15 protein-coding genes and 3 pseudogenes are annotated in these 21,067 nt (G+C 59.7%); 9 read left to right on the top strand and 9 right to left on the bottom strand.

Annotated elements, in window-relative coordinates; genetic code table 11:
- Positions 1 to 292 precede the first annotated feature (292 nt).
- From nadC to JN302_RS34340, 4 genes are all read right to left on the bottom strand, one after another.
- Entirely contained in the window at positions 293 to 1,174 is an 882-nt protein-coding gene (gene nadC / locus JN302_RS34355) for a carboxylating nicotinate-nucleotide diphosphorylase (protein WP_202330564.1), read from the bottom strand.
- A 1-nt stretch (position 1,175) separates the two neighbouring features.
- On the bottom strand, positions 1,176 to 2,717 hold the full coding sequence (locus JN302_RS34350; protein ID WP_202330563.1) for an L-aspartate oxidase: 1,542 nt from the start codon (positions 2,715 to 2,717) through the stop codon (positions 1,176 to 1,178).
- Positions 2,714 to 3,688, bottom strand: coding sequence for a quinolinate synthase NadA (gene nadA / locus JN302_RS34345; RefSeq protein ID WP_202330562.1), 975 nt, complete (start codon positions 3,686 to 3,688; stop codon positions 2,714 to 2,716). The genes JN302_RS34350 and nadA overlap by 4 nt, the downstream gene beginning before the upstream one ends.
- A 64-nt stretch (positions 3,689 to 3,752) precedes the next feature.
- The gene (locus tag JN302_RS34340; protein WP_172352497.1) at positions 3,753 to 4,709 is read right to left on the bottom strand and encodes an NUDIX hydrolase; all 957 of its coding nucleotides are present in this window, start codon (positions 4,707 to 4,709) and stop codon (positions 3,753 to 3,755) included.
- Between the two features lie 178 nt (positions 4,710 to 4,887).
- On the opposite strand from JN302_RS34340, the gene JN302_RS40100 reads away from it, so the two are divergent.
- A complete protein-coding gene (locus JN302_RS40100) occupies positions 4,888 to 5,292 on the top strand; it encodes a hypothetical protein (protein WP_446720695.1) in 405 nt (134 codons plus the stop codon).
- Here JN302_RS40100 and nifA read toward each other — a convergent pair.
- The 3 genes from nifA to JN302_RS34320 all read right to left on the bottom strand — a co-directional run bounded on the left by nifA (position 5,279) and on the right by JN302_RS34320 (position 10,429).
- Complete coding sequence (nifA, locus tag JN302_RS34330) at positions 5,279 to 6,994, bottom strand: nif-specific transcriptional activator NifA (RefSeq protein ID WP_202334545.1); 1,716 nt, start codon at positions 6,992 to 6,994, stop codon at positions 5,279 to 5,281. The two genes, JN302_RS40100 and nifA, sit on opposite strands and share 14 nt — an antisense overlap.
- Positions 6,995 to 7,648: 654 nt before the next feature.
- Positions 7,649 to 8,680, bottom strand: a complete 1,032-nt coding sequence (locus JN302_RS34325) for a LacI family DNA-binding transcriptional regulator (protein ID WP_010913552.1) — start codon at positions 8,678 to 8,680, stop codon at positions 7,649 to 7,651.
- A 315-nt stretch (positions 8,681 to 8,995) separates the two neighbouring features.
- Positions 8,996 to 10,429 carry a dicarboxylate/amino acid:cation symporter gene (locus JN302_RS34320; RefSeq protein WP_202303126.1) on the bottom strand — a complete coding sequence of 478 codons (1,434 nt, stop codon included), beginning with the start codon at positions 10,427 to 10,429 and terminating at the stop codon, positions 8,996 to 8,998.
- A 271-nt stretch (positions 10,430 to 10,700) separates the two neighbouring features.
- On the opposite strand from JN302_RS34320, the gene JN302_RS34315 reads away from it, so the two are divergent.
- The 4 genes and pseudogenes from JN302_RS34315 to JN302_RS40090 all read left to right on the top strand — a co-directional run.
- Positions 10,701 to 12,554: a sensor histidine kinase gene (locus JN302_RS34315; RefSeq protein ID WP_202334544.1), complete on the top strand. Its 1,854-nt coding sequence runs from the start codon at positions 10,701 to 10,703 to the stop codon at positions 12,552 to 12,554.
- Positions 12,551 to 13,918, top strand: coding sequence for a sigma-54-dependent transcriptional regulator (locus JN302_RS34310; protein ID WP_172352494.1), 1,368 nt, complete (start codon positions 12,551 to 12,553; stop codon positions 13,916 to 13,918). The genes JN302_RS34315 and JN302_RS34310 overlap by 4 nt, the downstream gene beginning before the upstream one ends.
- Positions 13,919 to 13,977: 59 nt before the next feature.
- Positions 13,978 to 14,229 (top strand): annotated as a pseudogene (locus JN302_RS40095) (IS481 family transposase); the annotation flags it as partial.
- 28 nt (positions 14,230 to 14,257) lie between these two features.
- Positions 14,258 to 14,490 (top strand): annotated as a pseudogene (locus tag JN302_RS40090) (IS3 family transposase); the annotation flags it as partial.
- Between the two features lie 223 nt (positions 14,491 to 14,713).
- Here JN302_RS40090 and JN302_RS34300 read toward each other — a convergent pair.
- Positions 14,714 to 14,983, bottom strand: a complete 270-nt coding sequence (locus JN302_RS34300; RefSeq protein ID WP_210382572.1) for a hypothetical protein — start codon at positions 14,981 to 14,983, stop codon at positions 14,714 to 14,716.
- A gap of 326 nt (positions 14,984 to 15,309) precedes the next feature.
- Between JN302_RS34300 and JN302_RS34295 the strand changes: the two genes are divergently transcribed.
- Complete coding sequence (locus JN302_RS34295) at positions 15,310 to 16,476, top strand: NAD(P)/FAD-dependent oxidoreductase (protein ID WP_202330560.1); 1,167 nt, start codon at positions 15,310 to 15,312, stop codon at positions 16,474 to 16,476.
- Positions 16,477 to 16,549: 73 nt separating this feature from the next.
- On the opposite strand, the pseudogene JN302_RS34290 reads toward JN302_RS34295, so the two are convergent.
- A pseudogene (locus JN302_RS34290) lies at positions 16,550 to 16,945 on the bottom strand (IS481 family transposase); the annotation flags it as partial.
- Between the two features lie 461 nt (positions 16,946 to 17,406).
- Here JN302_RS34290 and JN302_RS34285 point away from each other — a divergent pair.
- The 3 genes from JN302_RS34285 to JN302_RS34275 all read left to right on the top strand — a co-directional run bounded on the left by JN302_RS34285 (position 17,407) and on the right by JN302_RS34275 (position 20,680).
- A complete protein-coding gene (locus tag JN302_RS34285) occupies positions 17,407 to 18,396 on the top strand; it encodes a nodulation protein NodZ (protein WP_096453585.1) in 990 nt (329 codons plus the stop codon).
- A 142-nt stretch (positions 18,397 to 18,538) separates the two neighbouring features.
- Positions 18,539 to 19,639, top strand: a complete 1,101-nt coding sequence (gmd, locus tag JN302_RS34280) for a GDP-mannose 4,6-dehydratase (protein WP_010913561.1) — start codon at positions 18,539 to 18,541, stop codon at positions 19,637 to 19,639.
- 72 nt (positions 19,640 to 19,711) lie between these two features.
- Positions 19,712 to 20,680, top strand: a complete 969-nt coding sequence (locus tag JN302_RS34275; protein ID WP_010913562.1) for a GDP-L-fucose synthase family protein — start codon at positions 19,712 to 19,714, stop codon at positions 20,678 to 20,680.
- Positions 20,681 to 21,067 lie beyond the last annotated feature (387 nt).

Genomic DNA, 21,067 nt, shown 5'->3' with positions numbered 1-21,067 from the left:
TCTGATCGCGTCGCAGGATTCGGTGAAGGCGACGTCCAGCAGATAACCCAGAAGTTCCAGCCCGTGAGAGGCCGCCAACTGGCGCATCTCGTCGAGTCGGCAGATGATGACGCCAAGGGCTGCGACGCGGCTTTCTGTGCCTTGCTGGTCCGTCCCTCCCGCCTCCGTTGTTGAAGCGTGTCGCCTGGCGCCGAGAAGGCTTGCGTCGGCTGTTGGTGGAACCTGGGACGTGCTGACGCAGGTTAGCCTGCGACCAAAGGAGTTCCTGCGATCCCGGTTCATGTCCTCTCCATCAGTTCAGATGCCTGTTGCAATTTCGGTCGGCCGGCATGTCGAGACCAATGTCGAGGATGGGCGCGCTGTGGGTAAGCCAGCCGACCGATATGAGGTCGACGCCTGTCGCCGCAATTGCCCCGGCGCTCGCCCGCGTCACCCGGCCCGAAGCCTCGGTGATCGCGCGGCCACCGACCATAGCCACAGCCTGCGTAAGGTCCTCGACCGACATGTTGTCGAGGAGCACGGCGTCGACACCCGCTGCCAGCGCCATCTCCAACTGGTCCAGCCTGTCGACCTCGACCTCGATCTTGACCATGTGACCGATGGCGCTGCGCGCCCGCTCGATTGCGGTGCGGATATCGCCGGCAATGGCGATGTGGTTGTCCTTGATCAGCACGGCGTCGTCGAGCGCGAAGCGGTGATTGGCACCGCCGCCCACTCGTACCGCATACTTTTCCAGGACACGCAGGCCGGGCGTCGTTTTGCGTGTGCACACGATTTTTGCGTTATGGCCCCTCACCGCGTTTACGAGCGTAGCCGTTGCCGTCGCGATGCCGCTGAGTTTGCATAAGAAATTGAGCGCCGTCCGCTCCGCCGTCAGCAGGCTGCGCGCCGGCCCGTTTACGATCGCGATGGTCTGGCCGGCCGAAACCTTGCCGCCCTCAGGACACCGCAGCTGGATGCTGATCCCGGGATCGACCAGCAGGAAGGCAAACATGACCAAGTCGAGCCCGGCAACAACGCCTGCCTGCCGGGCATTCAACGCCAGCGTCGCTTTGCAATCGGCGGGGATGATCGCATCGCTCGTGATGTCGCCGGCTCTGCCCAGGTCTTCAAGCAGGGCAGAACGCACGATGGGCTCCATGATGATCTGGGGAAGTGGTGCAAGTGAAGTCATGTCAACGGCTCCGTTCGGATGCTTGCCATCTGAGCGTGACGGCATTCTCAAAAGCTGTGCAGAGCGTCAATCGTGAGGGGAGGGCGGCGGCATCGCGCCCGGGGAAATCGGATCGAAAGTGGGAGCCGCGGCTCTCCTCGCGCCGAAGGGCGGCGATCGCCATCAACAATGCCACCAGGGCCGGATCGGCCGCGGCCGTCTCGCAAACAGAGATCGGCAGCAGTGTCGCGACCGTGTCGCACAATGATTTCCCATTCCGAACAATGCCAAGCGCATCGGACACAATTGGGCGAATAGGTGAAGGGTCGGGCCGGATGGGAACAGTTGCCGGAAGCCTAGGCCACTGCCCACCCGCAGAGGTAGCTGCGACGCTTTCAGCCACCCAGGCGGCGGTTGCAACCGCTTCGGTCAGCGAGTTGCTGGCAAGCCGGTTGGCGCCATGCAGTCCTGTGCATGCGACTTCGCCACAGGCCCACAGGCCGCTAACGGAAGTTCGCCCCTCGGCGTCAACGGCCACGCCGCCCATGTGATAGTGAGCAGCGGGCCGCACGGGAATGGGTTCCACCGCCGGATCGATGCCGGCATGCTTGCAAATAGCGTCGATTGCCGGAAAGCGTCTTGCGAATTTCTGCCCGAGACAATGTCGGGCATCGAGATAGACGCCATGCCCGGCGGCGAGCTGATCGGAGATCGCCCGCGCGACCACATCGCGCGATGCGAGTTCTGCCCCGGGCGTGTCTGCCAGGAAGCGATGGCCGTGCTCATCGATCAGCACCGCGCCTTCGCCACGCACTGCTTCGCTGACAAGCGGCATTGGCCGGCGCGCAATGTCGAGGGCCGTCGGGTGGAATTGCACGAATTCGAGATCGGCTAGTTCCGCTCCAGCACAGGCTGCCAGCGCCAGGCCGTGCCCGAATGAGGAGAGCGGATTGGTTGTATCGCAAAACAGGCCGCCTATCCCACCGGTCGCCAGCACCACGCGGCGTGTGGGCAATGCGAACACGGCGCCATGCAGGACAGTCAGCAAGCCAACAATGCTGCCCTCCGCGACAACCAAGCGAAGCGCTGTCATGCCTTCCATGATCGTGATCGAACGGGTTCGCCGCGCCACGCCGAGTAGCGCCCGAAACAACTCGCGGCCAGTTGCGTCGCCGGCGGCGTGCACGATGCGGCGACGCGAATGCGCCGCTTCCAGGCCCAGCCGTAGCCTCCCGTCTAGCGACCGGTCGAAAGGAGCACCAAGACGAATAAGGTTCTCGACGGCTTGAGGTACGGCCTCTACCACCCTCCTGGCCATTTGTTCGTCGCAAAGCCCATCGCCGGCAGCAAGCGTATCGGCGAGGTGCAAGTCGGGGCTGTCGTCCTCCCCCAGACTCGCTGCGAGCCCGCCCTGGGCTAGAATGCTCGAGGCTTCGGTTCCGAGCGAGGTCCTTGACAGAAGGACGACTGGTTGCGGCGCCAAGTGTAGCGCCGTCATGAGCCCGGCGATACCAGCGCCGATGATGACCGGCGCGCCGCCAATGTGATGGATGTCCGCCGTCATACAAAGAGCATGCGTTCCACAGCCCAGCGGGCCCGTTCAGCGACATGAGGATCGATCGTGACGACGTGGCGGTTCTCCTCGAGCGCGGTCCGGATGTTGGCGAGCGTGATGCGCTTCATATGCGGGCACAGATTGCATGGGCGCACGAAATCTACTTCCGGATGCTCGACCGCGACGTTGTCGCTCATGGAACATTCCGTCATCAGCACCACACGCGCCGGCCTATGCCGCGCGACATAGTCGGACATCGCCGCCGTCGAGCCGGCGAAGTCGGCTTCCGCGACCACTTCAGGCGGACATTCGGGATGGGCAAGTACACTGATGCCGGGATGGGCCTCACGCAGCTCGCGGATGTCGGCCGCGGTGAAGCGTTCGTGCACCTCGCAGCGCCCCTTCCAGGCAATGATCTCGACCTTGGTCTGCGCCGCGATGTTCTTCGCCAGATATTCATCGGGCAGCATGATCACACGCGGCGCGCCGAGCGATTTCACCACCGCGAGCGCATTGCCCGAGGTGCAGCAGATGTCGGACTCAGCCTTCACCGCGGCGGAGGTGTTGACGTAGGTCACCACTGGAACGCTCGGATAACGCTGCCGCATCAGGCGCACGTCTTCGGCGGTGATCGACTCGGCCAGCGAACAGCCGGCGCCGAGATCCGGGATGAGCACGGTCTTGTCCGGATTGAGGAGCTTGGCGGTCTCGGCCATAAAATGCACGCCCGCGAGCACGATGATTTCGGCATCGACCGTCATGGCCTTGCGGGCCAGCGCCAGGCTGTCCCCGACGATGTCAGCCACGCAGTGAAAAATCTCCGGCGTCTGGTAGTTATGCGCCAGGATGACTGCGTTGCGCTGTCGCTTCAGTTCCTGGATCGCGTCGATGTCCTCGACGAAGAGCGGCCACTCGATCGGTGGGATAACGCGCCGAACGCGGTCGTACAGTGAGGCGCTCGAAGGCAGGACGGCGGTCATCGAGCCTCCAGTTATAGTCAACGCGATTATAAGGCCTATATAATCGTTGTGACTATAAGTGGTGTCAAGCCCGTGCGAGCGGCAATTTTGTGCCGGCCACAGGCCTCTCGTCTAGAATGGCATGGTGGAAGCGGTAGAGCTGCGCCGGCCGGCCGCCGGTCTCGGCGGTCGTCGCGCCGGTCTTCTCAACCAGCTCCTGCTGCTCTATGAGCCGGCGAAAGTTCGGCTTGTTGATGAGCCTGCCGGAGAGCGCCTCCACAGTTCGTTGTAGCTGTAAAAGCGTGAAGAGCGGCGGCATCAGTTCGAACACAACAGGCCGGTATTTGATCTTGGAGCGCAGCCGCGCAATAGCCGTTGCCAGAATGCGGCGATGATCGGCGCTCATCGATCTGCCCGGCACCGGAGCGAGGATGGCCGAATCTCCGCCGCGTTTTGCTTCCTCCACCAGGGCGGCTTCATACAGCAGCTCGTAGCGCTGCAGTGTTAGCTCTTCGTTCCATGCCCGGTCGTCCAAGGCAAAGGCGACCGCCGCTCGCCGCCGGCGATCGAAGCGCGTCGCGCCGTCGTCCGCGCCGTCCGCCCATTCGATAAGGCGCGGCCACAATTCTTCCAGCATCGGGGGCCTGCCGGAGCGATGATCCTCCCAGGGGAAATAGTCGTACCAGCTGGCCCAGCTGCGCCTGCCCGAGGCGCCCGCATCTTCTTCGCGGGTGAGTGCGAGATAGCTGATCGAGATCACGCGCTCGTTGGCGCCGATCCGATCGCGATCGGCGAAGGTGTAGAGCTGCTCGATATAACCGAGAGGCTGACCGGTCTGCAGTTCCACCCATGCCCTGAGGCCCGACTGGAGCGAACGATGAGCGAGCTCAAACGGGCCCGAGGGAAGGGCGCCCCCCTGTTCGATGGTCAGAACACAAGGTCCAGCGTCGTTCACGGCAACGACGACTGCGATGAGGTCCGCATTGACGTCGTTGGTCTTGCCTGTGACTCTGCCTTTCCTTGGTCCCTTTGCCTGATCCATAGTTCCTGACCTACTTGGCAGAGCTCCGCCTGTCTAAACCGATTTAGTTCTGTTCTTTATCATTCCACCCGTCGCGTCAACACCACGCGCTCTGGCGATTTTACCTCTTCGCACCTCGACAAAAATATGCCAAACGCGACACTGGCCGTGGGTGACGCTGGGTGAGGAGAGACGAGGATTGAGCGCCGCTGGTGTCGTCAAGGCGATCACGCCGCCGAACATCCGTGCGCGAAAGGGCAGCACGCCGCTGGTCTGCCTGACGGCCTACACCACGCCGGTAAGGTTGGTTGACGGCGTACTGTTCTCCGTTTCAATGGCGAGACATCCGGCACGGGGCCGGCGGAGCGACATGGCCATCGGACCGACCATGACGGCGCTGCGTTTGCGCCAACTTGACTGGGATACCAAGCGCCGTGCGGTCGAGCGGGCCGTGGATTGCGGCCGGCGCCAACAGGAGGGCTGCAACGCCTCACCGACGGAGGTCCGAGCCGTACCAATCAACGCTAATTTGTCCCAGCTATTCGCCTCGCGCGCTATCTCGTGGCCCCGCTTGAAATCCGACAGCAGGTTCAGAGATTCTTGATCTCGATACCGTATTTCCTCAGCGCGTAACCAATCTGGCGCGGCGTCAGTCCAAGCAGGCGCGCTGCCTTTGCCTGTACCCAGCCGGATCTTTCCATGGCCGCGATGAGACGCTCGCGATCGGTCATCTTCGCGTCGCTTACGAGGCCTAGCCGAACAGGCGCTGGCAGTGCCTGCTCGCTGTCGTCATGCGGGACCCCAATGGCGGCCGAAGCAAAAGCACCAGACGATTGCATGGCCGGGTTCAGTGGCAATGGTGCGATCGGCTCCGATTTCGGCGCAGTCTCCTTCGATGCGTGCTTCCATAGCATCGCGGAAAGGCATCGGCCATGGCAGCAGTCAAAGTCGTTTCTGCCGATTGACGCTCCCGCTGCCAGGGTCGCCGTCCGCTGCACGCAATTTTCAAGCTCGCGGACATTTCCGGGAAAAGCACAGTTCATCAGCACTTCAGTCGCACTCGCATCGAAGACCATCGTACGGCCGTTCTCGCTGTTGAAATTCTTGAGAAACTCAGCAGCAAGGAGCGGAATATCACCGCGCCTTTCGCGCAATGGCGGCACCAGCAAGGGAACAACGCTGATGCGATAATAAAGGTCGGCGCGAAACTCGTTCCTTGCAACCGCGTCTTCCAGGTTCCTGTTCGTGGCGGCAATCACGCGAACGTCGACCTTAATCGTCTGGTTGCTGCCGACGCGCTCGAACTCCTGCTCCTGCAGCACGCGCAGCAGCTTTGCCTGGAACGAGGCCGAAATCTCACCGATCTCGTCCAGAAACAACGTTCCCTTGTCGGCGAGCTCAAAGCGCCCCTTGCGCGAGTTGAATGCACTGGTAAAGGCACCCTTTTCGTGACCGAACAGTTCGGATTCCAGGACTGTCTCAGGGAGCGCTGCGCAATTGAGCTTGATGAACGGCCGCTTGGCGCGTCCCGACATCTCGTGAACGGCCTTGGCGACCAGCTCCTTGCCGGTCCCCGATTCCCCGCGCAGCAAAACGGTGCTGTTGGACCTGGCTACTAACGCGACCTTCTCAAGCAGCCCCCGCAGCGCCGGGCTGTCGCCAATGATCCCCTTGACATGAGCCCTTTTGCCCTCATGCCCAGGCTGCTTGAGTTCGCCGAATTGCTTTTGCATCCGGATTTTTTCGGCCATCAGTCGCTCGCGGTCGGACGCGAACAGGCGATGCAGCTTCACTGTCTGTCCAACCAGATTAGCGATTGTGGTAAGGAGGCGCAGGTCGTAATCGAGGAGGGAGCCTGATTTGTTGTCCAGGATGCGGTCGATGGTCAGCGTGCCCACGACGTTCGCATCGACGCGAATGGGTACGCCGATGAACGACACTTTCATGTTGTCGGACGCCCCGAGCACCTCCTTGTCGGCGGCGTTGAAAGCCGGATCCAACGCTATGTTCTCGGCGACGAGCGCCATGCCCGTCGTTATGATCTGGTCGATCGCCGCCCGTGGCAGATGCTTGCGGTAGCGCTCATCGCTGCCTTCGCTCCAGCCGGCGCCGACGGTCATGTCCGGTATGCCGGCACCGTCGCAGAGCGAGATGATGCCGTGCCGCACCTGCACCAACGATGGCAGGAGGTCGACGACGTTGGCCAACGTGGCTTCCAGCCCAGAGGGAGCGGTGAGCGCTGTCGACGTTTCAAAGATGTCCGGCGCCCTCTCGTGCAACGGCACAATAGGGACCACGTTATTCATCTCGGACTTTGAATTAGGGCTTTTCATTTTTGGAAGCGATATGCAGCGCGACGAGATCTGCCTGGCACTTTGCTCGGAGTTGCGAGTATCGTGCATGTGATCATCCATCTCGCGCCATGAAATCGATGCCCGAGGCAAGTGCGCCTATTGTCCAGCGCGTGGATGTCCTTGGCGAATCGCATTCGTCGGCGTCTTCGCTCCGCAGGCCGCTGCACAATCGACGAGTTTGCTCGCCTCGCCCTTGCACGCGGGGATTCATTGAAACACGAAAAGGCGTTGATGAAGATAGTCGTGACGATTGATCCGTCAGCAAGACGGACGTCTGCAGCCGGCTTTTCGCGCGCAATGAAATTGCCATTGAGATGATAGCTAATGTCGATGCCAGTCAGGCCCGGGCCGCGAGCAAGTGCGGCCCTGGCAAGATGGGGCGGCGTCATGCGGTCGATAGCAAAGCGGAGCGATGCTTGACGCATGGCTTTCCTCTCTCTTCATGAAGTGCGGGTCGTCGTTCTCGGCTGACTGGCTTCCGCCGCGCAGCAATCATTCGTTGTTAAACGAGACCGGAATGAGGCAGGTGAGTCAATCAAACTCCCGCTGCTTTTCTTTCATGAATGAAAGGAAATTAGGCTCTCATGATAGTATTTTATCAGTTTTTCAGATGTTTTCCGGCAGATAGATCTCAAACGGCAGAAAAGTCTGCCCAAGCGTCTCCGAAGTGCCGACCTTGATGGCCTGGGCCATCAGCGTCATCAGTTCCTGGCAAAGCAGGCGCTGGGGCGTGGCGACCGACATCGTGATCATGCCATCTGCGAGTGCAGCCCGTGACTCCGGCGTGATCTCGTTAACGATCGCGACGAGACCCCGGCTTTCGCCTTCTTCACGGAGCGCGGAGATCGCTCCCTCCATACCTCCGCCGGCCACATAGAAGCCGGTGAGTTCGGGTTCCCGTTGCATGAGATCCAGCGTGGCCTCGTAGGTGATCTGCCGTGCTTCAAGGTTCACGAGCGGATCGAGCAGCTCGAATGCCGGTGCATTCTCACGGAAATAGGAGCGAAAGCCGACCTCCCGCAGCTCCTGCCCCTGAAAACGGTGGCTGCCGACAAAAACCGCCACCTTGCCCGGCCGTCTTGCGACCTTTGAAAGCATCCACGCTGTCGTCCGCCCGACCTTGCGGTTGTCGAGGCCGATATAACCCTCACGAACACCTTCGGCGAAATCGGAAAGCAGCGAGAAAACGGGGATGCCTTTTGCCTTGAGTTCTTGGACGGCTGCCGTGATCGCCGGATGGTCCGGCGCCACCATGGCGATCGCGTGGCAGCGCGCTCCGAATTCCTTGAGCAATGGAATAAGGTCGCATGGCATGTGCGACGGCGCGAATTCGATGAGCGAAGTGCCATGGAAGCACTTCGCCGCGTTGACCGCCGCTTCGACCTCACGCGCGAAGCCCTGGTAGAAGTGGTGAGTCGGTTTTCTCAAGATGAAGCCAAGCCGATATTGCGGCAGGTCCGGCTGCAGGCGCTGCTTGATAAGACCTGCGGCGTGATATCCGATGGCCTGTGCCGCCGCTAAGACCCGCTGCGCAGTCTCCTTCCGCACCGGATGACGGGCATTCAGAACTCGGTCAACGGTGGCAACACTAACCCCGGCTTCCCGGGCGATATCAGCAATTATGGGTCGCTTCGCCATTGTTCGAGTCTGATTAAACGACATCAAGAGTCCCGGCAAAGGTCGATTCAGTAAAATCTGTCATTCCTGCATTGATCCTGTTCGCTACCGAATTCTTGTCGTGGCATGGTGCGAGGTAGAAGCCGAGACGTAGAGCGTGGGCGAATTGTTCAGCCGTGCCGACGGCTCCGATCGAGCTCCACGCCCGGTTCCACGAACCGTCGCAAACTTCGGAGGCATTAAGCGCATCATCGATGGCTTGTGTGTCGTGACCGGTGCAAGACCTTCGCAAGGCGCAGATGATTTTGCACCCACTGCATTTCGGGATTCTTGATTTCATCGGCCCGCGAAAGTTTGTTTGGAACCCGCGGCCCGATCGTCCGGCGTTTGGGACCAGCCAGGCGATTCAACCGGCAGCGATGCTGCCGAGTTGCTCGGCGCGGGCGTTATCAGTGGCTGGCCGGTTGATGTCTCGGCAGGCTGGTGGCCGCAGAATGCAGCTTTCAATTGCGCCTGATCCAGTTCGCCTTCCCAGCGGGCGACGACGAGCGATGCCACCGCGTTACCGACCAAATTCGTCAGTGCCCTGCATTCCGACATGAAGCGATCGACGCCAAGGATCAGCGCCATTCCAGCAACGGGAACTGCCGGCACTACGGAGAGCGTAGCGGCCAACGTGACGAAGCCGGCACCTGTGACACCTGCTGCACCCTTGGAGGAAAGCATCGCGACGAGCAGCAGCAGGACCTGATCGCCAACTGACAAATCCGTATTCGTCGCCTGCGCGATGAAAAGGGCCGCGAGGGTCATGTAGATATTGGTGCCATCCAGATTGAAGGAATATCCGGTCGGGATAACCAGGCCCACGACCGAGCGCTTGGCGCCGGCCTTTTCCATTTTCTCCATGAGAGAGGGCAGCGCAGCCTCGGAGGAGGACGTTCCGAGGACCAGCAGCAGCTCTTCCTTTATGTAGCGGATAAGAGAAAAGATCGAGAAGCCATTGTAGCGACAGACTGCACCGAGAACCCCGAATACGAAGAGGAAGGCCGTGAGATAGAAGGTCCCGACCAGCATCGCAAGGTTGGCTACCGAACCGATGCCATATTTGCCAATCGTGAAGGCCATTGCTCCGAAAGCACCGATCGGCGCGGCTTTCATCAGGATGCCGACCAATTTGAAAACGGGTGCAGTGAGGTCCTGAAGGAAGGAAAGAACCGATTTGCCCGATTCTCCGACCATCGCCAGCGCGATGCCGAAGAGGACGGAGAAGAACAACACCTGTAGAATGTCGCCTTCCACAAAGGCGCCGACAATCGTGGTCGGGATCATGTTCATGAGGAAGCCGGTCACGGACTGCTCATGGGCCTTTGAGGCATAGCCATTGACGGCTTGGACGTCGAGCGAGGTCAGATCGATGTTGAGGCCGGCGCCAGGCTGAATGACATTGCCGACGATGAGGCCGACGATAAGCGCGAGCGTCGAGAAGGTGAAGAAATAGACCATCGCCTTGCCGGCAACACGGCCGACCTTCTGAAGATCGCTCATGCCGGCAATTCCAGTCGACACGGTCAGAAAGATAACGGGCGCGATGATCATCTTGACGAGCTTGATGAAGGCATCGCCGAGCGGCTTCAGGTTTTCTCCGATTTGCGGATAAAAATGGCCAACCGCGACTCCGAGCAGGATTGCGACAAGCACCTGCACGTAAGGCTTGGCAAAAAGGGTCTTGCGGGGTGCGCGCTTTACGCTTGGAGCCAGTGGGGTCAACATGTAAGTTTTCTCTCCCTGACCGGTTTGGGGCGGGCTGCTCCTCCCCGCGGCTTCTCCCATCGCGGCGCCCCGGTCGAACGCTGCTGCGTTGTTGACCGCAATAGCCGTGCCAAGCCAAGAGAGCGCGGAAATCGCCGGAGCCTCAGGTATCTTCAACAAATCGCGCAGCAAGATTGTGCGGTTTTCCGCACGGATCGCCTTCCCTTCTGGCGGAACCCCGCACTATGGTTCGTCAATGATCGGTTTTAAGAATACGATGGCGGAAGAAGACATGGGTAATGGCGCCTTCCAGCGCGCCCCATTGGTCTTCCCTGGTAGATCCGGCGGTCGATCTCTCTGGCTTGTGATTTTGCTTGCAATTCTTGGTGCGGCGCTCTGTTTCGTCGTCTTTGCAACGGGACGCATCGCCGGCACCAGAGCAGAGTATGCCCTACGCGACCGTGCTCTTGCCGCGTTCCCACTTGCAGCCGACAGTTTGAAAGGAGAGATCGAGAAGCAGCGAATGATTCCGCTAGTTCTGGCACGCGACGGTGCCGTTCAGGAGATGCTTCGCAGTCCGAGCACTGCCAACGAAGCCGCGCTTGATGAGAAGCTTCGCGCCATCGCGCGCGACGCCGGCTCTTCTATACTCTACATCATTAATCCTGAGGGCGTAGCGGTTGCTGCGAGCAACGCCGGCGAGCCGACCAGTTTCGTCGGCAGCGATTACCGCTTTCGCCACTACTTCACCGAGGCGATGGCGGATGGGGCGGCTATGCAATATGCGCTCGGCACGGTTAGCGCGCGCCCTGGTCTCTATCTGTCGAGCCGGGTCGATGGGCCGGAGGGGCCGCTCGGTGTGGTTGTGGTGAAGGTGGAGCTCGACCGCGTCGAGTCGCGTTGGCTGGAGAGCGGCTTCGTGGTCTTCACGACCGATGAGCGAGGCGTGGTTTTTGCCACGAGCGTGCCCCAATGGCGTTTTGGCGCTCTCTCACCGCTTTCCGCAAAGGAGAAGCAAACCGCTCGCGATCGTCTGCAGCTACCGGGCGTGACTTTCGAGCCGGTGCCGCTTTCCCGCCGCGGCGACAACCTGGTCACCGCAACTCCTGAGAGTCGATCAGCCGGTTTCGTTGCGGTTTCGCAGGATCTCGGCAAAGCAGTTCCGGGCTGGCGCATGTCGTTGCTCATCCCCGCCGACACCGAGATCTCCTCGGCGGTCATGACAGCCCGCGTGACAACGCTGCTTGCCCTCGTTCTCGTTGGATTCGTCATTTTCATCATTGTTCGACGGCGGCGGGCGGCCCGGCAGCGGCAAGAAGTGCTTGTGTTGCTGAATGCGGAACTGGAGCATCGCGTCGAACTGCGCACGGCGGAGCTCCAGAGCTCGAACGCAGCGCTCGCCGGTGAGATCGCCGAGCGAGAGAACGCTGAAGCAAGAGTGCGTCGCCTGCGCGACGAACTCGCCCAGGCGAACCGCTTGTCAATCCTGGGACAGATAACGGCCGGGGTCGCCCACGAGATCAACCAGCCGGTCGCCGCAATCCGCACCTATGCTGAAAATGCCGCGCGTCTTCTAGGGATCGGCCGGTCGCAAGAAACCGCCGAGAATCTGACCTCGATCGTCGCCATGACCGGCAGGATCGGCACGATCACTGAAACGCTATGGTCCTTTTCCCGCCGCGCCAGCGGATCGATGGGACCGATACTGGCGGACGACGCGATCGACGGCGCTCTGTCGCTTCTTTCAGGCCGAATTCGCGATTCCGGGGTGACGATTGAACGGAAGCGGATCGATCCGTCTCCAATTGTCATGGCAAGCCGCATGCGACTGGAGCAGATACTCGTCAACCTTCTCCAGAACGCGCTTGACGCTCTGAAGGATCAACCGGAGCCCCGCGTCGAGATAGCGCTCGCCGAAAACGGGGAAATGGTCGCTATTTCCCTTCGGGACAACGGCCCCGGCCTTGCCCCCGACATTCGCAGGAGCCTCTTCATGCCCTTCGTTACCAACAAGGAAAAGGGTCTCGGTCTTGGCCTGGTCATTTCGCAAGAGATCGCACGTGAGCTCGGCGGCTCGTTGCGGCATGATGATGCCGGCCACGGGAGAGGGACTTCCTTCACGGTCGAGCTGAGGCGAGCGGCATGAGTGCTGAATCAGGACCGGTCATTTTTATCGACGATGACGAGGATGTGCTTCGCGCAGCCACGCAGATGCTGAAGCTTGCCTCGTTCTCACCGAGCGTGTTCGGTTCGGCCGAGGCCGCACTCGCCAGAATCGACGGGAACTTCGATGGCCCTGTCGTGAGTGACATCCGTATGCCCGGGCTGAACGGACTTCAGCTCTTCGAGCGAGTGAAGGCGATCGACCCGGAAATTCCGGTTGTCCTGATCACCGGGCATGCCGACGTCGAGCTGGCCGTTGCCGCCATCAAGGATGGCGCCTACGATTTCATCTCGAAGCCATATGCGAACGACCGGCTTCTCGTGACGCTGCATCGCGCTTCGGAAAAACGGCGCCTGGTCCTGGAAAACAGACGTCTTAGGGATGCGGTTGTCCGATCTGCGGGCGATATCCCGCTGATCGGGGAGGCACCGACCATGATTCGATTGCGCGAAACTCTCCGCCAGATCGCCGATACCGATGTGGATGTCCTTGTGGAAGGCGAGACGGGCACGGGCAAGGAGGTGGTCGCGGATCTGCTTCACCGCTGGAGCAGACGACGCACGAAGCCCTTCGTTGCCCTGAATTGTGGAGCGCTGCCCGAAAGCGTCATCGATAGCGAACTTTTCGGGCACGAGGCAGGCGCCTTTACTGGCGCGCAGAGGCGCAGGACCGGTCGCATCGAGCATTCGAACGGAGGGACGCTCTTCCTCGACGAAATCGAGTCGATGCCGCCAGCACTCCAGGTGAAGCTTCTGAGGGTGCTTGAGACCCGGCAGATCACGCCGCTTGGCACGAACGAAACCCGCAGCATCGACCTTCGTGTCGTGTCGGCTACCAAGGCCGATCTCGGCGATCCGGCCGCCCGCGGAGATTTCCGGGAAGACCTTTATTTCCGGCTGAATGTGGTGACGCTCCGCATCCCGCCGCTTCGCGAAAGGCGCGAAGACATCCCGATGCTCTTTGGGCATTTCCTGGAACGCGCCTCCAAACGCTTCAGCAGGCCAGTTCCGGACATCAGCGCTGGCGTGCGCGATCGCCTCGTGAGCCACAATTGGCCCGGCAATGTCCGTGAACTCGTGCATTTCGCCGATCGCGTTGCTTTGGGACTTGAAAGGCTGGGCACGCCCATTGCATCAGGTCGAAAGGAACAAGCGGTATCAAGCCTCCACTTGTCCGAGAAGGTCAGCCTTTATGAGGCGACTGTCATCCGCGATGCCTTGCAGGAATGCGGCGGCGACGTGAGGCGAACGATCGAAGTCCTGGGAGTTCCCCGCAAGACCTTCTACGACAAGCTGAAACGACATGGGATAGACACGGCCGATTATCGAAAAACCGCCATTGGCTGAAGCCTTCTTGCTTGCATGTCGCGGAAAAGAAATTTCGCCATTCTCGTCCGACTCAAAGGATGCACTATGGGCTAGGTGAAGCGAGCCTGAGGTCGCTTTCGGAGCGCTATGGCATCAACCCCAAGACGGTCGCGAAGTGGAGAAGCGGAATTCGACCGCCGATCTGTCCACCGGCTCCAGGGAGTCGACAGTTCTGTCTGTCGAGGAAAACCGTTGTTGTGGCCTTCCGCCGCAACAAGGCTGCTGCCGCTCGACGATTGCCTCTACGCGTTGCAGCCGACGTCCCGCATCTGACGCGCTCCCACCGCTGCCTGCAGGCAAGCATCGGCCGATTGCCATGTCGAGAGAATGAACCGGACCATCAAGACGCAACCGTCAAGCGCTTCCACTACGACGATCGCGACCAACTGCGTCGGCATCTTGCCGACTTCGTCGCGGCCTACAATTTCCGGCCGCAAGCTGAAGACCCTCAAGGGCCTCACGCCCTGCGAGTTCATCTGGAAGGCATGGGCTTCCCAGCCCGAGCGTTCACTTTCAATCCGCTCCAGCAAATGCCGGGACAAAACATTTAGCAAATGGCGGATGAGGTGCACGATGCAAGTTAGCACGTCGCCTGGGGAAAGGTGCGCCGATCGCCTCCCTCTTGGCCAACCAGTTCCAGCTTGCCGTCTTACCAGGCCCCCGCCAATCTCGTTGCGTTGTTGTTTAGCGTTGCAACAGATCCTTCAAAGAAATTCATGGAATCGTTGCGAGCGCAAATCGCTGTCAATGGTACGCTCATCACAACTTTCGAGATCAGTGGCGGCAGAAATCTGGTGTCGTTTTATGTTCCGCCGCCAAACAGCATTTGCGAAGAGCGCGAAATGACAAAGCCAGCAGGACGAGGGTACCAGCCATGCGCACATCGATTACACCCAAGTCGCCCGCGATACGATACTCGATATTGGCTACGACGATGCCATCGGTTTTGATGGTCGAAATTGCGCCGTCGTTCTGGCTCTCACCGGGCAGTCGCCCGACATCAGCCAGGGCGTTGATGAAGGACGATGGCAGGATCTCGAGCAAGGGCGGGATCAGGGCCTCATGTTTGGATTCGCATGTTTTCGATCTCCGACCGAAAGGCATCATCAAGATGCTTGATCTCGTACGCCCGATATACCGCAATACGGACACTTCGGCCGTGAAGAGCCTGAGTTCACCTGGGAGAAGACGGACAGAGCCGACGACTTGCTGCGTGAGGCAGGACCGGCAGCTGCGTGAGCGCCGCTGGATCAAGCGCATGCGGCAACCCTTTACAACTCGCTAGCCCGCGCCCGCCGCGGCACGCGCTTCGACATCATGCTGACGGCTGTGTGATCGACACGGGCGGTTACCGGAAAGGCGACAAAAAAGTGCGTTACGACATCGTTATCATCGGAGGAGCCATCGTCGGCTCCTCGATCGCCTACTATCTGCGCGAGGAAGGGTTTTCCGGCTCGATCGCGCTGATCGAGCGCGATCCGCAGTTCGCGCACGCGGCAACGACGTTGTCCTGCGCCTCCATTCGCCAGCAATTCTCGATCCCGCAGAACATCCGCCTGTCGCAGTTCGCGCTGAAGCTGTTCCGGCGGCTGAAGGAAGAATTCGGCACGGATGCCGATATCGGGTTCCGCGAGAGCGGCTATCTGATCCTCGCCGGAGAAGCCGGGCTACCGATCCTCAAGGCCAATCACGAGGCGCAGATCGCCGAGGGCGCCGACATCGTGCTCGAGGATGCCGAGCAGTTGACGCAGCGCTTCGCCTGGCTGTCGACCGAAGGCATTTCTGCCGGCGCCTATGGTCGGACCGGCGAAGGCTGGTTCGACGCGCATGCGATGCTGACGCTGTTCCGCAAGGCGCTGCGCGGCAAGAACGTGGACTTTATGACCGCCTCGGTCATCGGCATCGAGCGGCAGGGCCACCGTGTCACCAGCGTCAGGCTCGACAATGGCGAGACGATCGAAGCCGGCACCGTCCTCAATGCCGCCGGGCCGAATGCCGGCAAGGTCGCCGCTCTCGCCGGGCTGGCGCTGCCGGTCGAGCCGCGCAAGCGCAATGTCTTCGTCTTCGAGGCGCGCGAAAAATATGCCGACATGCCGCTGCTGGTCGATCCCTCCGGCATCTATGTCAGGCCGGAAGGCCCGGTCTATCTCACCGGCGGCGCCGAGCCGGAAGAGGGCGACGGCCCGGCCGATCCCCAGGATTTCGAGGTCGACTGGCCGCTGTTCGAAGAGGTGATTTGGCCGGTGCTGGCGACCCGCATTCCGGCCTTCGAGGCGATCAAGCCTACCCGCGCCTGGGCCGGGCACTACGATTACAACACGCTCGACCAGAACGCGGTGATCGGGCCGCACCCCAAGGTGAAAAATTTCCTCTTCGCCAACGGATTTTCAGGCCACGGTCTGCAGCAGGCCCCGGCGGTCGGCAAGGCGCTGGCCGAGCTTCTCGTGCATGGCGGCTACCGCACGGTCGATTGCTCCGCGTTTGGGTACATCCGTGTCGCCGAAGGGCGGGCGTTTAGGGAATTGAATGTGATCTAGCAACAACGGCGCCGCGACGGTCTCCTTTGGTGCCGGCGGGACAGAGGGGCGCGAAGGTTCGCGACAGGCGGTGCCGCGGTACAAAGGCCTTGATGTTTAGCTTGCCCTGTTCGGTTGGGATCTCCGCAATATCAATGTGGAAGAAGCCGATGCTTGCGCTGCAGACATCGGTGCAATGAAGAGCGCGTCAGATGCGAGATCGTCGGCTGCAAGGCCGTAGAGGCAATCGTCCAGCGGCAGCAGTGTGTTGCGGCGGAAGGCCACAACAACGGTCCTCTCCTACGGCAGACAGAACCTTCGATCTCGGCTCCCTGGGGCCGGTGGGCAGATCGGCGGTCGAGCTCCGCTCCTCCACTTCGCGACCGTCTTGGGGTTGATGGCATAGCGCTTCGAAAGCGAGCTCAGGCTCGCTTACAGCTCGACGCATCGCCTCTTTCTTTGTGGCGCTCCCATGCAGAACCTGGCCCAGTCGAAGCTTCGTGGCCGCGGCCCGCGCTCATGGCCGGCTTACTTAGGTCGATGCTGCGTGCTGTCACCGTGAGGTTCCGCCGGGGTTAGCGGTGCGTCGAGCACAGCGAGCGGGTTCACAGCCACGCTCTGGAACCCATGTCACTAGCCATCCATGGCGTGGATGCGTTTCATCGAAACAGACGATTTTACCGATGTTACGGCACGATGCATAGAAAGAATTCAAGAATGTAGCAGCCTTAAGGAAAGTGGTTGATGTTTGCGTTGGCTCCGAAGAGCATTTTCTGGTCTGCGCGGAAGACCAGCCCAGGCGCGCGTCCATCGCGGCCAGGCACTTCCGCGACAGACGCAAGCTACATCGCATTGGCACAGCACGACAATCTTCCCCGAATTGCGCAGGCGCTTGCCTCAAACGCAGCAGCAAAGCTGAGGCTTGTGGTGTTCTGGAGAGAGGCAATTTAGATGCTTGTTGATCGCTCAAGGAACGATCGGTTCGTTGTTTCTCGACGGCGCACGGGTCTCGGTGATTGCCTGTGGTCTCTCGCGTCGGCTTGGGACTACGCACATCGGACGGGACGAGCTTTAGCAATAGATTGGCGCGGCTCTTGTTACCTTGACAACCCGTTTGCGAATGCCTTTCCAGCTTTCTTCAAGCCAATTGAGGATATCGGTGGTGTACGGGTCATTTGCGATGACCAGATCAACCACGTCTCATTCCCTGGTCCCTTCTTCCCGTCGTGGTGGAACAAGCCATCCATCGACTGCGTGTACCGTCCGGATGAACAGATTTTCCAAGAACGTGACGAGCTTAACGATCTTTTCCAGGCCCAAGATGATTGTGAAGCCAACACGGTAGTGTGTGATGCTTGCTTGATGTGGCGCTGCGATGAAAAGGCCGAGCGAACCATATTTAGGAGCATCACACCGAGGGTCGAAATTGAGGATCGCATTGAAGCGCTCTACCAGGAACATTTTGACGGGCACAGCATAATTGGAGTCCATGTCCGCCACGGCAACGGCGAAGATATTATGGATCACGCACCTTACTGGGCTGATCCGAAGGTTGCCTTAGAGCAGGTATGCACTGCCATTCGTATGGCCAAGGCGCAACCGCATTCAAGACCTGTAAGGGTGTTCTTGTGTACAGACAGCGCCAAGGTTGTTGATCACCTGTCGGGCGTATTTCCCGAACTTTTCACCGTCCCAAAACGCTTCCAGGCGGATCAGGCCGGCCCCTTACACAGTGCAGCACTGGGCACCGACGGGGGGTTTTCCGCGCTCGTTGAGATGTATCTCCTCGGTCGATGCGACACTGTTATTCGCTTTCCTCCGACTAGCGCCTTCACCCGCTACGCCCGCCTCTTCGTGCCACGAATTGTCGAATTCGATTTGAATGACCCGCGTCGTTTGATCTTGATCGACAACACTTTCGAACGTTCCCCGGCTCCATGAAAGGCTGGCATCCCGATCGAACTCTCCCTTGCCTTCGCGCAGAGGCCCCCGTTCGCCCTGCCCAATACGCCCCTTTCTCGCCACGCAATCCCGCCGCAGGCGAGCGTTTTCATGGGCGCGTCAAAATCAAAAGGATTCAAGCTTGTCAAAGAGAAAAGTAGCTTTAATCACCGGGGTTACGGGACAAGACGGTTCCTACCTCGCAGAATTGCTTTTAGAAAAGGGCTATTCTGTGCATGGGATAAAGAGACGATCGTCTCTTTTTAATACTGGCCGTATAGACCATCTCTATCATGACCCTCATGAAAGTGGCGTTGATCTTACACTTCACCACGGGGACTTGACAGACTCGTCGAGCCTTACGCGCGTCATCCAACTGGTTCAGCCGGACGAAATTTACAATTTGGCAGCTCAGAGCCACGTTGCAGTCTCCTTTGAAGAACCAGAATACACCGCGAACTCCGATGCCTTGGGTGCGCTGCGTATCCTCGAGGCAATTCGGATCCTGGGGCTCGTCAAGCATACGCGCTACTACCAAGCCTCGACGTCTGAGCTCTACGGGCTGGTGCGGGAAACGCCACAGACCGAGACGACACCGTTCTACCCCCGGTCCCCCTACGCTGTTGCCAAATTGTATGCTCACTGGATCACCGTAAATTATCGAGAATCTTACAATTTGTATGCATGTAACGGCATTTTATTTAATCATGAGTCACCTGCGCGCGGAGAAACATTTGTAACTCGCAAAATCACGCGCGCCTTGACTCGGATTAAGCTTGGAATGCAACGCACTCTATTCCTCGGCAACCTTAATGCGCGTCGCGATTGGGGGCACGCTCGAGACTACGTCCAGATGCAGTGGTTGATGCTGCAGCAGCAGCAACCTGAAGACTTTGTGATCGCTAGCGGTGAGCAACATTCGGTGCGCGAATTCGTCACCGTCGCGGCCGCTGAACTCGGCATCGATGTTCGTTGGGTGGGGGAAGGGGTCGACGAAGAGGGGTACGATGCAAAGACGGGAGCTCTGATCGTAAAAGTAGATCCCCGCTATTTTCGTCCTGCAGAAGTCGAGACACTTCTCGGCGATGCCCGCAAGGCGAAAGAAAAACTTGGGTGGGAGCCCAAAATCTCCTTCATCGAATTGGTTAGGGAGATGGTTCGGGAAGATTTGCGCATGGCGGAGCGTGAAGCAGTGCTGATGAATCAGGGTTATTATTCACACAGTCCACGAGAGTTATGCTGACAACGGCGGCGCCATGCGGGGTTGTTGTCAGTGCTATGGTGGCCTTCTTAAGGAGCGCCCAGAGCGTTAACAATGGAAAACAAAAAGATGAAGAAAGTCTATGTGGCAGGCCATCGCGGCCTTGTTGGATCGGCCACGATGAGAGCCCTCGAGGCGTTAGGATCCTATGAGATAATAACACGTACTCACGACGAACTGGATCTATTTGACCGGAGCGAGACGCGCAGGTTCTTCATGTCGCAGCGGCCAGATTACGTCGTTATGTGCGCCGCGAAGGTTGGTGGTATACTGGCGAACGCCAGCTCCCCTGTCGATTTCCTTCATAACAACCTCGCGATTCAAGTCAGTGTTTTTGATGCCGCTTACGCTTCCGGCGTCGAACGGATGATTTTTCTTGGCTCCTCGTGTATCTATCCACGCGACTGTCCGCAGCCGATACGGGAGGAATACCTTCTCACCGGTCCGCTTGAAGCGACGAATCGTCCCTACGCTTTGGCAAAAATCGCAGGTGTCGAATCGTGCTGGTCTTTCAACCGGCAGTACAAGGCGCGCTATCTCGCGTTGATGCCGACCAATTTATATGGTCCCGGCGATAATTATCACCCCGAAAATTGTCACGTTCTGCCTGCTCTGATACGCCGCTTTCATCAAGCTAAAATGAACGGCGACTCCTCTGTGGGGGTCTGGGGATCCGGAAATCCTCGGCGAGAGTTTATGTATTCGTCGGATGTAGGCGATGCCATTGCGTTCCTGCTTGGCCTGCCAGATTCGGATTTTGACGCCTTGACAGCCCCCGACACTGCGCCCCTGATTAATGTTGGCGTTGGTGAGGACGTCACAATTCGCGAGGTGGCGGAACTCGTCAAGGCGGCGGTCGGCTGGGAGGGCAATTTGGTGTTCGACACGACGAAGCCAGACGGTACTCCGCGCAAGCTACTGGACGTAACGCGCTTGCGTAACCTTGGCTGGAAAGCCAAAACGTCCCTTGGTGCCGGGTTGCAAGCGACGTATGAGGATTTTCTTCGCCTTCATGCGGCTTGATGTGGAAGCGCGCATCCAGGTTGGACTGCATGTCCGACCGGGTGCAAGCTCGCCCAGTCCGGCCAAACAGATGAGAGGGACGCATACATCTCGAGGCGGCCGCAATAGTGGCCTGTGCTGACTTTGCAGACCGGACCTCTCTGCGACCGGCGATGCAGAGGATCACCCAGAAGCTTGCCCAAGCCAAATGGGAAGGGGAAGGCCGCATAACTGGCCGCATCTGGAACGGCTGTGCGTGAGCGCCGTCAACTCAAGCCGCCAGTTAGAACTGCTCGACCTCGCGGGAGCCGCTGCTTACGAAGCTGGCATCGACAGGAAAGCCAACCAGGCCCGCATCATGCCTCGAGGCAGGCCTTATCCAAGGCGGTGCATGCGGAAATGGCGGGC

Origin of the sequence: Mesorhizobium sp. L-8-3 (genome assembly GCF_016756615.1) — a bacterium.
Taxonomy (GTDB): Bacteria; Pseudomonadota; Alphaproteobacteria; order Rhizobiales; family Rhizobiaceae.
The sequence above is the reverse complement of the archived record's forward strand: the minus strand, read 5'-3'. Positions and strand labels throughout refer to the sequence as shown.